The 13,730-nt window shown below is 76.4% G+C and carries 8 protein-coding genes and 1 pseudogene; 3 read left to right on the top strand and 6 right to left on the bottom strand.

The window, feature by feature from the left end; all coding sequences use genetic code 11:
- Nucleotides 1–18: 18 nt before the first annotated feature.
- Both CELF_RS07910 and CELF_RS07905 read left to right on the top strand, forming a co-directional pair.
- Nucleotides 19–708, top strand: a complete 690-nt coding sequence (locus CELF_RS07910; RefSeq protein WP_013770732.1) for an amino acid ABC transporter permease — start codon at nt 19–21, stop codon at nt 706–708.
- The gene (locus CELF_RS07905; RefSeq protein WP_013770731.1) at nt 705–1,568 is read left to right on the top strand and encodes an amino acid ABC transporter permease; all 864 of its coding nucleotides are present in this window, start codon (nt 705–707) and stop codon (nt 1,566–1,568) included. The genes CELF_RS07910 and CELF_RS07905 overlap by 4 nt, the downstream gene beginning before the upstream one ends.
- Nucleotides 1,569–1,660: 92 nt before the next feature.
- On the opposite strand, the gene rny is transcribed toward CELF_RS07905, so the two are convergent.
- The 6 genes and pseudogenes from rny to CELF_RS07875 all read right to left on the bottom strand — a co-directional run bounded on the left by rny (nt 1,661) and on the right by CELF_RS07875 (nt 8,550).
- Complete coding sequence (rny, locus tag CELF_RS07900) at nt 1,661–3,226, bottom strand: ribonuclease Y (RefSeq protein ID WP_013770730.1); 1,566 nt, start codon at nt 3,224–3,226, stop codon at nt 1,661–1,663.
- Between the two features lie 235 nt (nt 3,227–3,461).
- On the bottom strand, nt 3,462–4,034 hold the full coding sequence (locus tag CELF_RS07895) for a regulatory protein RecX (RefSeq protein ID WP_013770729.1): 573 nt from the start codon (nt 4,032–4,034) through the stop codon (nt 3,462–3,464).
- A gap of 41 nt (nt 4,035–4,075) precedes the next feature.
- Nucleotides 4,076–5,089 (bottom strand): annotated as a pseudogene (gene recA, locus CELF_RS07890) (recombinase RecA); the annotation flags it as partial.
- 265 nt (nt 5,090–5,354) lie between these two features.
- On the bottom strand, nt 5,355–6,221 hold the full coding sequence (locus CELF_RS07885) for an MBL fold metallo-hydrolase (RefSeq protein ID WP_013770727.1): 867 nt from the start codon (nt 6,219–6,221) through the stop codon (nt 5,355–5,357).
- The gene (locus CELF_RS07880) at nt 6,218–8,305 is read right to left on the bottom strand and encodes an alkaline phosphatase family protein (protein WP_013770726.1); all 2,088 of its coding nucleotides are present in this window, start codon (nt 8,303–8,305) and stop codon (nt 6,218–6,220) included. The genes CELF_RS07885 and CELF_RS07880 overlap by 4 nt, the downstream gene beginning before the upstream one ends.
- A gap of 11 nt (nt 8,306–8,316) precedes the next feature.
- Nucleotides 8,317–8,550: a DUF3046 domain-containing protein gene (locus CELF_RS07875; RefSeq protein ID WP_013770725.1), complete on the bottom strand. Its 234-nt coding sequence runs from the start codon at nt 8,548–8,550 to the stop codon at nt 8,317–8,319.
- 102 nt (nt 8,551–8,652) lie between these two features.
- On the opposite strand from CELF_RS07875, the gene CELF_RS07870 reads away from it, so the two are divergent.
- On the top strand, nt 8,653–13,659 hold the full coding sequence (locus CELF_RS07870) for an ATP-dependent helicase (RefSeq protein ID WP_013770724.1): 5,007 nt from the start codon (nt 8,653–8,655) through the stop codon (nt 13,657–13,659).
- The last annotated feature ends 71 nt before the right edge of the window (nt 13,660–13,730 follow it).

The following is a 13,730-nucleotide window of genomic DNA, read 5'->3' as shown; positions in this document are numbered from 1 at the left end:
ACCCTGGGAGGAGCGCCGGTGGACGACGGCTACCTCGAGCAGTTCCTGTCGCTGTTCGACCAGTTCGACGTGCTCGGCGCGTTCTGGGTCAACATCCAGCTGACGTTCTGGGCGGCGCTGCTGTCGCTCGTGCTCGGCACGGTCCTCGCGGTCATGCGGATATCCCCCGTCCCGAGCCTGCGCTGGGCCGGGTCCACCTACGTGACCCTGCTGCGCAACACGCCGCTCACGATCATCATCGTGTTCTGCGTGCTCGGGCTCTGGGGGCAGCTCGGCGTGCAGCTCTCCCCCGACTTCCAGACCAACTTCTTCCGCCTCGCCGTGGTCGGGCTGAGCGTGTACCACGCGGCGTTCGTCTGCGAGGCGCTGCGCTCGGGCGTCAACACCGTCCCCGTCGGGCAGGCGGAGGCCGCCCGCGCCCTCGGTCTCGGCTTCTGGCCCGCCGCCCGGCTCGTGATCCTGCCCCAGGCGTTCCGCGGTGCGATCGCGCCGCTCGGCAACGTGCTCATCGCGCTGACGAAGAACTCGACGGTCGCCGCGGCCGGGTCGGTCGCCGAGGCGTCCGGCCTCATGCTCACGATGATCGAGTTCCGGCCCGACGTCATCCTCCTGATCTTCTTCACGTTCGCGTCCGGGTTCGTCCTCATCGTGGTGCCGCTCGGCCTCGCGACGACCGCGCTCTCGCGCAGGCTGGCGGTGGCCCGGTGAGCCAGACCGTGCTGTTCGACGCTCCCGGCCCGCGCGCGCGGCGCCGCATGGTGTGGGTCAACGTCGCCGCGACGGTCGTCGTCGCCGGCATCGGTGTCTGGGTGCTCGCCCGCCTCGGTGCGAAGGGGCAGCTCGAAGCGGCGCTGTGGACGCCCTTCCTCACACCCGACCCGTGGGTCGACTACCTGCTGCCCGGCCTCGCGAGCACGCTCAAGGCCGCCGCGATCGCGATCGTCACCTCGGCCGTGTTCGGGCTCGTCTTCGGGCTCGGGCGGCTGTCCGCGTCGCGGGCCGTGCGTGCCGTGAGCGGCGCCGTCGTCGAGTTCTTCCGCGCGGTGCCCGTGCTGCTCATGATGATCTTCTTCTGGCTCGGCCTCGCGCGCCTGCAGCTGCTCGAGCCCCGCGACCTGCCGCTCGTCGCCGTCGTGCTCGGCCTGACGTTCTACAACGGCTCGGTGTTCGCCGAGCTCGTCCGCTCGGGCGTGCACGGGCTCCCGCGCGGGCAGCGCGAGGCCGCGCTCGCCGTGGGGCTGCGACGCGCCCAGTCGCTCCGGCTCGTGGAGGTCCCGCAGGCGCTCATCGCGATGCTCCCGGCGATCGCCAGCCAGCTCGTCGTGATCCTCAAGGACACCGCGCTCGGGTCGATCATCACCTACCCCGAGCTGCTCGACGCCGCCCGGCGGCTCGGCTCCGGCCAGGGCAACATCCTGCAGTCGCTGATCGTCGCCGCCCTCGTGTTCATCGTCATCAACTACGCCCTGACCCGGTTCGCGGGGCTGCTCGCGGGACGCGTCGGCCGCCGCACCGCGGGCCGTGCGCGCGCCGAGGCGCCGAGCCTGGCGGTGACCACGGATCGTTGACCCGACGCGGCACGGCCCGTTCCACGTGGCCCCTCCCGGACGCCGGGGGGGCCGGGCGGCGGGTTCGGGCGGTGCCGCCGCCCGGGCGCGGATCAGCCCGCCGTGGCGCTCGCGCGCGTCTCGCGGACCACGGTCACCTTGATCTCGCCCGGGTAGGCGAGGTCCCGCTCGATGTGCCGCGCGATCGTCACCGCGAGCTGCGGCAGGTCGCTGTCGACCACCCTCTCCGGCTCGACCACGACCCGGATCTCACGTCCGGCGGACATCGCGAGCGCGCGCCGGACGCCCTCGTGCTCGGCGACGAGCTGCTCGAGCTTGTCCATCCGCTCGACGTACTGGTCGAGGTCCTCGCGGCGGGCGCCCGGCCGGGACGCCGAGATCGCATCCGCGACCTGCACGAGCACGGCCTCCACCGTCTCGGGTGCGACCTCGTCGTGGTGGGCGGCGATCGCGTTGACCACCTCCGGCGACTCGCCGAGCCGGCGGGCGAGGTCGGCACCGACCAGCGCGTGCGTGCCGGGCACCTCGGCGGTCAGCGCCTTGCCGACGTCGTGCAGGAACGCGCCACGTCGAGCGACGTCGACGTCGGTGCCCGTCTCGGCGGCGAGCTGGGCGGCCAGGAGCGCCGACTCGACGAGGTGCTCGAGCACGTTCTGCCCGTAGGACGTGCGCAGCCGCAGCCGCCCGAGCGTGCGCACGAGCTCGGGGTGCAGCCCCGCGACCCCGGCGCGCTCGGCGGCGTCGTGACCGGCGGCGTCCGTGCGGTCCTCGGCGCCCGCGAGCGCGTCCGCGTACGCCGCCTCGATCCGCTGCGGGTGGATCCGGCCGTCCGCCATGAGCGCCTCGAGCGCGACCTGCGCGATCTCGCGCCGCTCGGCGTCGAAGCACGACAGGAGCACCGCGCCGGGCTGCTCGTCGACGAGCACGTTGACGCCCGTGAGCGCCTCGAACGCGCGGATGTTGCGCCCCTCCTTGCCGATGATCCGGCCCTTCATGTCGTCCGACGGCAGCGGGAGGGTCACCGTCGACGCCTGCGCGCTCGTCGCGACCGCCGTGCGCTGGATCGCGGTCGCGACGATGCGCCGTGCGCGGGCCTCCGCCGTGCGGCGCGCCTGCGCCTCCGCGCGACGCACCTGCGCCGCGGCGTCGTTCGTCGCCCGCTCGACGAGCCTGCGGGTCAGCTCCTCCAGCGCGGCCTCGCGCGTCAGCCCGGACGCCGACTCCAGCTCCTCGATCGCGGCGCGCTCCGCCTCGAGCACGCGCCGCGCCGCGAGCGCGTCGGCCTCCGCGAGGCGCGTCTGTGCCTCACGCTCGGCCGCGGCGGTGGTGCGATCGGCCTCGCGCGCCGCCTCGTCCGCGAGCCGCTGCGCCTCCCGGCGGGCGTCTGCGGCCTCCTCGGCCCGTGCGCGCGCCTTGCGGTCGAGGTCTTCGACCTGCGCCCGGTCACCGGCCAGCGTCTGCTCACGCTCCGCGAGTCGTCGTTCGCGTCGCTCGGCGTCGGCGAGCAGGGCGCGTGCCTCGTCCTTGATGGACGCGACGTCCTGCTCGGCACGCACGCGCTGCGCCGCCGCCTCCCGCCGCGCGACCAGGACGAGGATGAGCGCGACGAGGCAGGCGCCGAGGAGTCCCACGACGGTGGCGACGACTCCGGGATCCACGCGTTCCTCCTGTCGTCGGGGCACCGCCGTCCTGCGTGGAGCGGCTGCTCACGTCATTGTGTCCCACCTGCCTGGCAGGTCGCGGCACCGCCCGGCGCGGCGCACGTCGGGACCCGGAGGCGGTCGGCCCGGACGGCGAGCCTCCGCCGCCCGAGCTGGCCCCGTCACGGTCGAGCGCTGCCGACGGCGCCGCCCGGACCGAGCCCGGTCCGAGTTGGGCGCAGCGGTGGCGGTCTCAGTCCGCGTCCGCCCCGGCCAGGTCGGCGTCCTGCCCCTCGTGCGCCAGCTCCTCGCGCACCAGCCGGGCCACGAGACCGGGCGGGTACCCCTTGCGGCCGAGCGCTGCATAGGTGCGCCGGGCCCGGGTCTGGGCGTCGAGCCCGGACGTCGCGGCCAGCCGCCGCCGCACGAGGTGGCGCGCCGCCTCCTCCTCGTCGTCGGAGTCGATCTGCTCGAGCGCGCGCTGGGCGTCCTCGTCGTCGACGCCCTTGCGACGCAGCTCCACCGCCAGTGCGCGTCGCGACAGGCCGCGCTCGGTGTGTCGCGTGCGCACGAGCATCTCGGCGTACGCCGCGTCGTCGACGAGCCCGACCTCGGTGAACCGGTCGAGGACGCGCGCGGCGACGTCCTGCGGGACGTCCCGGCGCGCCATCGCCTCCTCGAGCTGGGCGCGGCTGCGCGGTGCTCCCGTCAGCATGCGCAGCGCGATCGCGCGGGCGACCGACTCCTGGTCCGGCTCGGCGTCCTGCGCGGCGGCACCCGTCGGGGGCGGCTCGGACGCCCGCCCCCGACGGCGGTCACGGCTCATGCGCGACGTGTCGCTCAGAAGTCGACCGGCGGCGGCACGTCCGCCGGCGCGTCGAGGCGTGCCCCGATGCCGAGCTTCTCCTTGATCTTCTTGTCGATCTCGTCGGCCAGGTCGGGGTTGTCGCGCAGGAACTTGCGCGCGTTCTCCTTGCCCTGGCCGAGCTGGTCGCCCTCGTACGTGTACCAGGCACCCGACTTGCGCACGAAGCCGTGCTCGACGCCGAGGTCGATGAGGCTGCCCTCACGGGAGATGCCGACGCCGTAGAGGATGTCGAACTCGGCCTGCTTGAACGGCGGGGCCATCTTGTTCTTGACGATCTTCACGCGGGTCCGGTTGCCGACCGCGTCCGTGCCCTCCTTGAGGGTCTCGATGCGGCGGATGTCCATGCGGACGGACGCGTAGAACTTGAGCGCCTTGCCACCGGTCGTCGTCTCCGGGGAGCCGAAGAAGACGCCGATCTTCTCGCGCAGCTGGTTGATGAAGATCGCCGTCGTGCCGGACGCGTTGAGGGCACCGGTGATCTTGCGCAGCGCCTGCGACATCAGGCGGGCCTGCAGACCGACGTGGCTGTCGCCCATCTCGCCCTCGATCTCCGCCTTGGGCACGAGGGCAGCGACGGAGTCGATGACGATGATGTCGATCGCGCCGGAGCGGATCAGCATGTCCATGATCTCGAGCGCCTGCTCACCGGTGTCCGGCTGCGACACGAGCAGCGCGTCGGTGTCGACGCCGAGCTTCTTGGCGTACTCCGGGTCCAGCGCGTGCTCGGCGTCGATGAAGGCCGCGATGCCGCCCGCCTTCTGGGCGTTCGCGACCGCGTGCAGCGCGACGGTCGTCTTGCCGGAGGACTCGGGGCCGTACACCTCGATGATGCGGCCGCGCGGCAGGCCGCCGATGCCGAGCGCCACGTCGAGCGCGATGGAGCCGGTCGGGATCACCTCGACGGGCGGGCGCCCCTCGTCGCCGAGGCGCATGATCGAGCCCTTGCCGAACTGGCGGTCGATCTGGCTGAGGGCGGCCTCGAGGGCCTTCTCGCGGTCCTGGGGTGCGGGCATGTTCCCACCTCGTCGTCTCGTGCAGCGTCCGGCTGCGCCTGCGGGGGCTGGTCTTCGTCGCGGGTGAACGTATGCCCGACCACCGACATCCCGACCGCTGCGCCACCCGCCCTGGGGACCCGGACGAGGCCGGGAGGGGCGGTGGACGGCTCGGTCGCCGATCACCCACGGACCACAGTACCCGAACAGGTGTTCGACGACGGCGACACGCCGACGGCGTGTCGTCCGATCCCGTCCGCACGGCCGGGCCCTCGACCGACGCGGGTCAGGGACCGTCCGCGTGCCGCTGCGGGCCGGGCCCGTCGAGCCGGTCGGGAGCACGGCCTGCCGGCCCGTCCGCCGGGTCGCCGTCGCGCCCGGCGAGCCGGACCTGCTCGCCCGGCGCCAGGACGTGCACGCGACACCCGGGCGCGAGCCGGGCCGCCGCTGCCGCGAACGCCGGCCCCGCGCGGTCCATCCACCCCGGGGGCAGCCGCCGCGACGCGGGCGGGTGCAGCGTGCCCCAGTGCACGGGCACCGCGGCGCGCGCGTGCACCGCGGCACAGGCCCGCGCCGCCTGGTGGGCGTCCATGTGCCCGCCCGACAGGCGCGGCCCCCACCCGCCGACGGGCACCAGCGCCACGTCCACCGGGCCGCCGAGCAGCGCGGGCAGGTCGTGCATCGCGGCGAACGGTGCGGTGTCCCCCGCGAACCACACGCGCGCGGACGGCGCGTCGACGAGGAACCCGTGGGCGGTGTTCGGGCGGTGCGGCATCGGCCGGTCCCCGTGCACCGCGGGCGCGAGCCGCACCCGCACCTCGCTGCCCGGCACCGTCCACCACACGTGGTCCGGCACGCCCAGCGCCGCCTCGACGCCGCGGCCCCGCATCCAGCGCGCGTTCGACGGCGCGGTCAGGACGGGCACGCCGGGAAGCTGCCGCAACGAGCCCAGCTCGGCGTGGTCGTGGTGCAGGTGGGACACGAGGACGGCGTCGGCACCCGCCCAGTGGTCGGGGTCCGGAGCAGCGCCGCGGCGCCGCAGCAGTCCCGCGTGCCCGCGCAGCAGGGGGTCGGTGAGCAGCCGGACGCCGTCGAGGTCCAGGACCGTCGTGGCGTGGCCGAGCCACCGCACGCGCACCCCGCCGGCCGTCACGGCCGCAGCCCCGCGGCCGACGCCCAGCGCAGGAGCTGGGCGTGCACCGCCTCCGCCCCGACCAGCAGCCGCGCGTCGCCGACGTCGTCGCGCAGGTCGTCGTCGACGCCCCAGTCGGTCGGGTGCAGGAGCAGCGCGTGGTTCTGGTCCCCCCCGATGCCGCCGTGCGACCCGACCTGGCCCTCGAACGCGTGCACGTGCCCGCGCTGCGACACCGTGGACACGACGAGCAGGTCGCCGCTGTGCGCGAGCCGCGCGGCCCGCACCAGGTCGGCCCGGCCGCGCGGCCCGTAGGGCGCCAGGGGGTCCTCACCCTCCGCGACCGCGCCGTCCTGCTCGAGGAGCAGCAGCCCGCGCGCACCGACCGCGACGAGGCCCCGGTCGCGCGTGTCCGCGACGACGACGCCGACCGTCGGCCGGGCGGCGAGCCCCGCGACGAGGCCCGGCCACCGCTCCTGCACGTCCTCGAGCGCGAGCCGGCGCGGCGTGCGCGGGAACCACACCAGCCCCAGGTTCCCCGACCCGACCACGACGACCTCGGGGACCTCGCCGGAGCGAGCGGCGTCGCGCCCGTCGCGGGCGTCCGGACCCACGACCGTCGTCGCGCGCCCGCCGCCGAACGCGCTGGTCAGCAGGGCGTTGAGCGGCCCCCAGTCCTCGCCCGTCGCGCTCTGCACGCCGGGGGCCGCCGGTGCCGCCATGAGCGCGCGGACGGTGTCGAGCAGGCTGCGCCCCTCCACGTCCTGCGCGGTCGCCCCGAGGGCCTGCCCGTGGTCGGACAGCACGACCACGCGGTACGCGCGCGGCGCCACCGCGACCACCTGCTCGAGGGTGTGCAGCACCCGGTCCAGGCCCTCCAGCGCGCGCATCGACTCCGGACGCGTGGGCCCCGCGTGGTGCGCGATCTCGTCGTAGTCCACGAGGTCGACGAAGACCGTCGGGTCGCCGCGCATGAGCGCCTCGGCGACGAGGGACGTGCTCAGGTCGCGCATGAGCACGTTCGTCACGCCCCGCAGGACGACGTACCAGCCGCCACGCGAGATGCGCGGCCGCACGTCGCGCACCCGCTGCCGGCGGGCCTGGTACAGCTCCTTGACCATCTCGCCCAGCGACAGGCTCACCGCGCGCGCGAGCACGAACGGGCTCGCGAAGAACCGCAGGAACGACGGGCCCGGACCGAGACCGGCGCGCTCGCCGTCCGGCCCCCGGGTCCGGGCGCGGCTCATCACGACGTACGCGGCCGACGCGTCGCCGGAGAACATCGTCGAGACCGCCGTGCCGCCGCCGGCGAGCAGACCCTTGCCGGTCGTGAGCCGGGCCTCGACGAGCGCGGCGTCGACGGGGTGGTTCGTCACGACGAGCCGCCCCAGGCCCCGGTCCCACCAGCGGAACGCCGGGATCTGCGTCGAGTCGCCGTGCAGGAGGCCGGCCTGGCTGGCCGGCGTGGTCGACGGCACGCGCGCCCACCAGCGCTCGAGCCGGTGCGTGCCGTCGGTGAGCCAGCGCTGCACCGTCGGCGCGAGCCCCGCCTCGATCGCCTGCTGCAGGACGGGCTCCGCGACGCCGTCGAGCTGGACGACGAGCAGCCCCGCCTCGCGCGCACCGTCGTCGGGCCGCGCGCCCGCGCGTCGCGCGCGCCGCCGCGCCCGGCGCAGGACGTCGGCGATGACGTAGTCGCTGTCGTTCGCACCCCACACCCACCGCGCGGCCGCCATGACGACCGCTGTCAGCACGAGCACCGCGGCCGTGGCCCACGCGGAGTCGAGCGCGATCCCCGGGACGTACGCCAGGGCGACCCACGCGACGGCGACCTGGACGAGCAGCCCCGCCGCGAGCGCCCCCATGGCTCCGGCCGCGGCGGCGAACCAGCGCAGCGGCGCGCGCAGCAGCAGGTCGCCCACGCCGACCGCGAGCGCGACGAGGACGACCGAGAGCGGCGACGTCGCGGCCACGCCGTCGACGAGCGCGATCGCGACCGCGAGACCCAGGGCCGTGGTGGCCAGGCTCAGTGCGACGTCGCCCACGTCCGCGAGCGTGGGCACCCACCGCCGCGGCGGGCGGGCGGGTGCGGCCTCGACGGTCACGGGCGCGGACCTCAGCGCCGGGGCGGGGCCGCGCGGTGCGGGTCGCTGCCCCAGCGGGCGGCGTCGGGCACCTGCAGCGCGTCGCACAGCGCGTGCCACACGCTGCGGGGCTCGTCCCCGTCGTCGAGCGCCTGCTGCGCCGTGCGCTGCCCCAGCTCGTCGAGCACGAGCTCGCGCACCAGGCCACGGCCCTCGGCGCTGCCGAGGACGTCGTCGACCAGCTCCCAGAACTCGCGGTACCTCACGGCGACAGCCTGCCACCCGTACCGCCGCCGGCGCGCACCCGCGGCGGGTGGACGTGCGAGCGCCGCACGGCGGGTGTGGGCGCCACCTGACACGATGTCGCGGTGGTGCTCCCGAGGTTCTCCGACGCGACGCGGTCGTGGTTCGAGGGCGCGTTCGAGCAGCCCACGGCCGCGCAGGAGGGCGCGTGGGCCGCGGTCTCGGGCGGCGAGCACGCGCTCGTCGTGGCGCCGACGGGCTCCGGCAAGACGCTCGCCGCCTTCCTGTGGGCGCTCGACGGGCTCCTCACGGACGAGTCGCCGCCCGACCCGGCCGCCCGCTGCCGCGTGCTGTACGTCTCGCCGCTCAAGGCGCTCGCGACGGACGTCGAGCGGAACCTGCGCTCGCCCCTGGTCGGGATCCGGCAGGCCGCCGCACGCCTCGGCCGCACGCTGCCCGACGTGTCGGTGGGGATCCGCACGGGAGACACGCCGCCCGCGGAGCGGCGCGCGTTCGCGACACGGCCGCCGGACATCCTCATCACGACGCCCGAGTCGCTGTACCTCGTGCTGACGTCCGCGGCCCGCTCGGGCCTGTCGGGCGTGCGCACGGTCATCGTCGACGAGATCCACGCGGTCGCGGGCACCAAGCGCGGCGCGCACCTGGCGCTGTCGCTCGAGCGGCTCGACGCCCTGCTCGACCGCCCGGACGGGCCCGGGCCGGCGCAGCGCATCGGCCTGTCGGCGACGGTCCGCCCCGTGGAGACGGTCGCCGAGTTCCTGGGCGGCGCGCGGGCCGCCGCCGCGGGCGGACGCACGGTCCGGGTCGTGCAGCCGCCGTCGACGAAGCGGATCGACGTGGACGTCGTCGTGCCCGTGCCGGACCTCACCGAGCTCGCGGTCCCGTCGGGCCCGGGCGCCGGCGACGAGGCGCCGGGTGCCGACCTGACGGGCACCGCGGACCGGCCGCTCGTGCGCCCGTCCATCTGGCCGCACGTCGAGGAGCGCGTCGTCGACCTCGTGGCGCGTCACCGCTCGACCCTCGTGTTCACGAACTCCCGCCGCGGAGCCGAGCGCCTGACGTCGCGGATCAACGAGGTGTGGGCGGGGCGCCAGGGCGTCGACGTGCCGGACCCCGGGACGCTCCAGGTCGCCGCCGTCCCCGCGCAGTCGGGCACCGCGGTGGGTGTCGACACGCGGGACGCGGCGACGATCCTGGCTCGCGCGCACCACGGGTCGATGAGCCGCGCGGAGCGCACCCGCACCGAGTCCGAGCTCAAGGCCGGCCGGCTGCCCGCGGTCGTCGCGACCAGCTCGCTCGAGCTCGGCATCGACATGGGAGCGGTCGACCTCGTGGTCCAGGTCGGCACGCCACCGTCGGTCGCGAGCGGGCTGCAGCGCGTCGGCCGGGCCGGGCACCAGGTCGGGGCCGTCTCGCGCGGTGTCGTGTTCCCCACGTTCCGCGGCGAGCTCGTGCCCGCGGCCGTCACCGCCGAACGGATGCGCGACGGCGTCCTCGAGCCCATGTCCGTGCCGCGCAACCCGCTCGACGTGCTCGCGCAGCAGGTCGTCGCGATGGTCGCGGTCGACGACTGGTCCGTCGACGACCTGGCGGCGGTCGTGCGCCGCGCGGCGCCGTTCGCGACGCTCGGCGACGCGACGCTGCGGGCCGTGCTCGACATGCTCGCGGGCCGCTACCCCAGCGAGGAGTTCGCGGAGCTGCGCCCCCGCCTGGTGTGGGACCGCGTCACCGACGTGCTCACGGCCCGCCCCGGGGCACTGCGGCTCGCGGTGACGAGCGGCGGCACGATCCCCGACCGTGGACAGTTCGGGGTGTTCCTCGCGAGCGGTGCCGCGACCGAGGACGTGCCCGTCGACGCGGAGCGCGCGGGGGGCCGTGTCCGAGGGGGCCGCCGGGTCGGCGAGCTCGACGAGGAGATGGTCTACGAGTCGCGCGTCGGCGACACGTTCACGCTGGGCTCGTCGACGTGGCGCATCGAGGACATCACGCCCGACCGGGTGCTCGTGTCCCCCGCCCCGGGCGTCCCCGGGCGCCTGCCGTTCTGGAAGGGCGACTCGCAGGGCCGCCCCGCGGAGCTGGGCCGGGCGATGGGCGCGTGGGTGCGCGAGCTCGGCACGCTGCCCGAGGCGGCGGCGCGCGACCGCGTCGAGGCCGCAGGCCTGGACCCGTGGGCCGCCGACAACCTGCTCACCTATCTCGCGGAGCAGCGCGCGGCCACCGGCGAGCTGCCCACGGACGCCGTGCTCGTGGTCGAGCGGTTCCGCGACGAGCTCGGGGACTGGCGCGTGGTGCTGCACTCCCCGTACGGCGCGCGGGTGCACGCACCGTGGGCGGTCGTGGTGGGCGCGCGGCTGCGCGAGCGGTACGGCGTCGACGCGGCGGCGATGCACGCCGACGACGGGATCGTGCTGCGCCTGCCGGACGTGCTCGACGCGGGCGACGAGCCGTGGGACGGGGCCGATGCCGACGGTCCGGGCATCGAGCTGAGCGACCTCCTGCTCGAGCCGGAGGAGGTCCTCGACGTCGTACGCACGGAGCTCGCGTCGTCGACGATGTTCGGCGCGCGGTTCCGCGAGGCCGCGAGCCGTGCGCTGCTCCTGCCGCGCCGGCGCCCGGACCGTCGTCAGCCGCTGTGGCAGCAGCGGCAGCGCGCGGCGCAGCTGCTGCAGGTCGCCGCGCAGTACCCGGACTTCCCGATCCTGCTCGAGGCCGTCCGGGAGTGCCTGCAGGACGACTTCGACACGGACGCGCTCACGGGCCTGATGCGCGACATCGGCTCGGGGCGCGTGCGGGTCGTCGAGGTGACCACGCCGCAGCCGTCGCCGTTCGCGCAGGCGCTGCTGTTCGGCTACACCGCGCAGTTCCTCTACGACGGCGACGCCCCGCTGGCCGAGCGGCGCGCCGCGGCCCTCACGCTCGACCCGACGCTCCTGGCCGAGCTGCTGGGGCAGGGCGGCGAGTCCCAGCTCGCCGACCTCCTCGACCCGGCCGCGGTGGTCCGGACGGAGGCGGAGCTCGCGGGCACCGCACCCGACCGCCTGGTCCGGTCCGTGGAGGGCCTCGCGGACGTGCTGCGCCGGCACGGCCCGGTGACCGCCGACGAGGCGGCGCTGCGCGTCGTCGAGGAGCACCGCGCCGACGTCCCCACCTGGCTCACCGAGCTCGCGGCGGCACGCCGGGCGATCCGGGTGCGCCTCGGCGGGCTGCCGCCCGAGCGCGCGGACCAGTGGGCAGCCGTCGAGGACGCGGGGCGGCTGCGCGACGCGCTCGGCGTGGCCCTGCCCGTCGGTGTGCCGGAGGTGTTCACCGAGCTCGTCCCCGATCCCGTCGGCGACCTGCTGCGCCGGCACGCCCGCACCCGTGGCCCCTTCACGGCCGCGTCGGCGGCGGCACGGTTCGGCGTGGGCGTCGCCGTGGTCACGGAGACGCTGCGCCGGCTGGAGACGGCCGGCGTCCTCGTCCAGGGTCGTCTGCGCCCCGACGAGCTGGGTGGCACGGGCGACGAGTTCTGCGACGCCCAGGTCCTGCGCACGCTGCGCCGCCGGTCGCTCGCCGCGCTGCGCGCGCAGGTCGAGCCCGTCGACCCGCAGGCGCTCGGGGTCTTCCTGCCACGATGGCAGGGGGTGCAGCCGGCGCGGCTGCCGGGCCGCTCGTCCGGCTCGCCCGGGCTGCGCGGCGTCGACGGCGTCGCCCGCGTCGTCGAGCAGCTCGCGGGGGTGTCCCTGCCGGCGTCCGCGTGGGAGACGCACGTCCTGCCCGCGCGCGTGCCCGACTACGCACCCGCGATGCTCGACGAGCTCACGGCGGCCGGCGAGGTGCTGTGGGCGGGGCACGGCGCGCTCGCCGGGCACGACGGCCTGGTGTCGCTCCACCCGACGTCCGTGGCCGACCTCACGCTGCCCCCGGCACGGGACCGTGACGGCGACGACCCGACGGCGACGCCGCTGCACGCAGCCGTGCTCGACGCGCTCACGGGCGGCGGGGCCTGGTTCCTGCACCAGCTCGTCGAACGGGTGCGCACCACGCTGCCCACCGACGACGGCGTCCCCCCGCCGTCCGGGACGGACGTCGCCGGTGCCGTCTGGGACCTCGTGTGGGCGGGGCTCGTGACCAACGACTCGCTCGCCCCGCTGCGCGCGTGGCTCGGCTCGGGGTCCACCGCGCACCGCAGCCGTGCGCCCGCACCGCGCGGCCGGGCGCTGCGCCCGCGCCTGGGGCTGCGGGCCGGTCTGCGCGTCCCCGGCGCGGGCGCGACGGCGCTCGACGGTCCGGCGTCGGCCGGCGGACGCTGGTCGCTGCTTCCGCAGCGCGAGCCCGACCCGACCCTGCGCGCGCACGCCACGGCGGCGCAGCTCCTCGACCGGCACGGCGTCCTCACGCGGGCCGTGGCGCCGTCCGAGGGGCTGGGCGCACGGTTCACGGACGTCTACCGCGTGCTGAGCGCGCTCGAGAACGGCGGGCAGGTCCGCCGCGGCTACTTCGTGGAACGACTCGGGGGGTCGCAGTTCGCCCTGCCGGGGGCGGTCGACCGGCTCCGGGTCGACGCGCAGGTGGTGGACCGCGCCGCCGAGCGCGCCGCCGACAGCCGTGACGCTCCGGGCGACGCATGGGCGCACCCGGGTCCGACGACGTCGGCGTCGCCCGACACGGACGCCGTCGTCGTCGTGCTCGCCGCGACGGACCCGGCGAACCCCTACGGCGCGGCGCTCGCCTGGCCCGCAGCGGAACGCCCGCCCGCCGGGCCCGGCGTGGGTGGTGGGCCCACCTCCGGGACGGGCGCGGTCGGGGCCTCGGGGGTGACCGGTCGGCACCGTCCCGGCCGCAAGGCCGGAGCGCTCGTCGTGCTCGTCGACGGCGCCCTGGTGCTGTACCTGGAGCGGGGCGGGCGCACCGCGCTGTCGTTCGTCGACGACGAGCCGGCGCTCGCGGCCGCCGCGCAGGGGCTCGCCGAGGCCGTCCGGACCCGGCACACCGGACGCCTCACGGTGAGTCGGCTCGACGGCGCGGAGGTGCTCGCGGACGGCGCGCTGCACGGCCCGGTCGGTCGCGCGCTCGTCGCCGCGGGGTTCGCCCCGACGCCGCGCGGCCTGCGGCTGCGGGGACAGTCGTGAGGGCCCCGCCGGCCGGTGCTGCGCGGGCAGGCGTGCACGCCCCTGGAGCCGCGGGCGCGGGCGCCGCCCGG

Origin of the sequence: Cellulomonas fimi ATCC 484 (assembly GCF_000212695.1) — a bacterium.
Taxonomy (GTDB): Bacteria; Actinomycetota; Actinomycetes; order Actinomycetales; family Cellulomonadaceae; genus Cellulomonas; species Cellulomonas fimi.
This window is presented reverse-complemented; position numbering and strand designations above follow the sequence as displayed.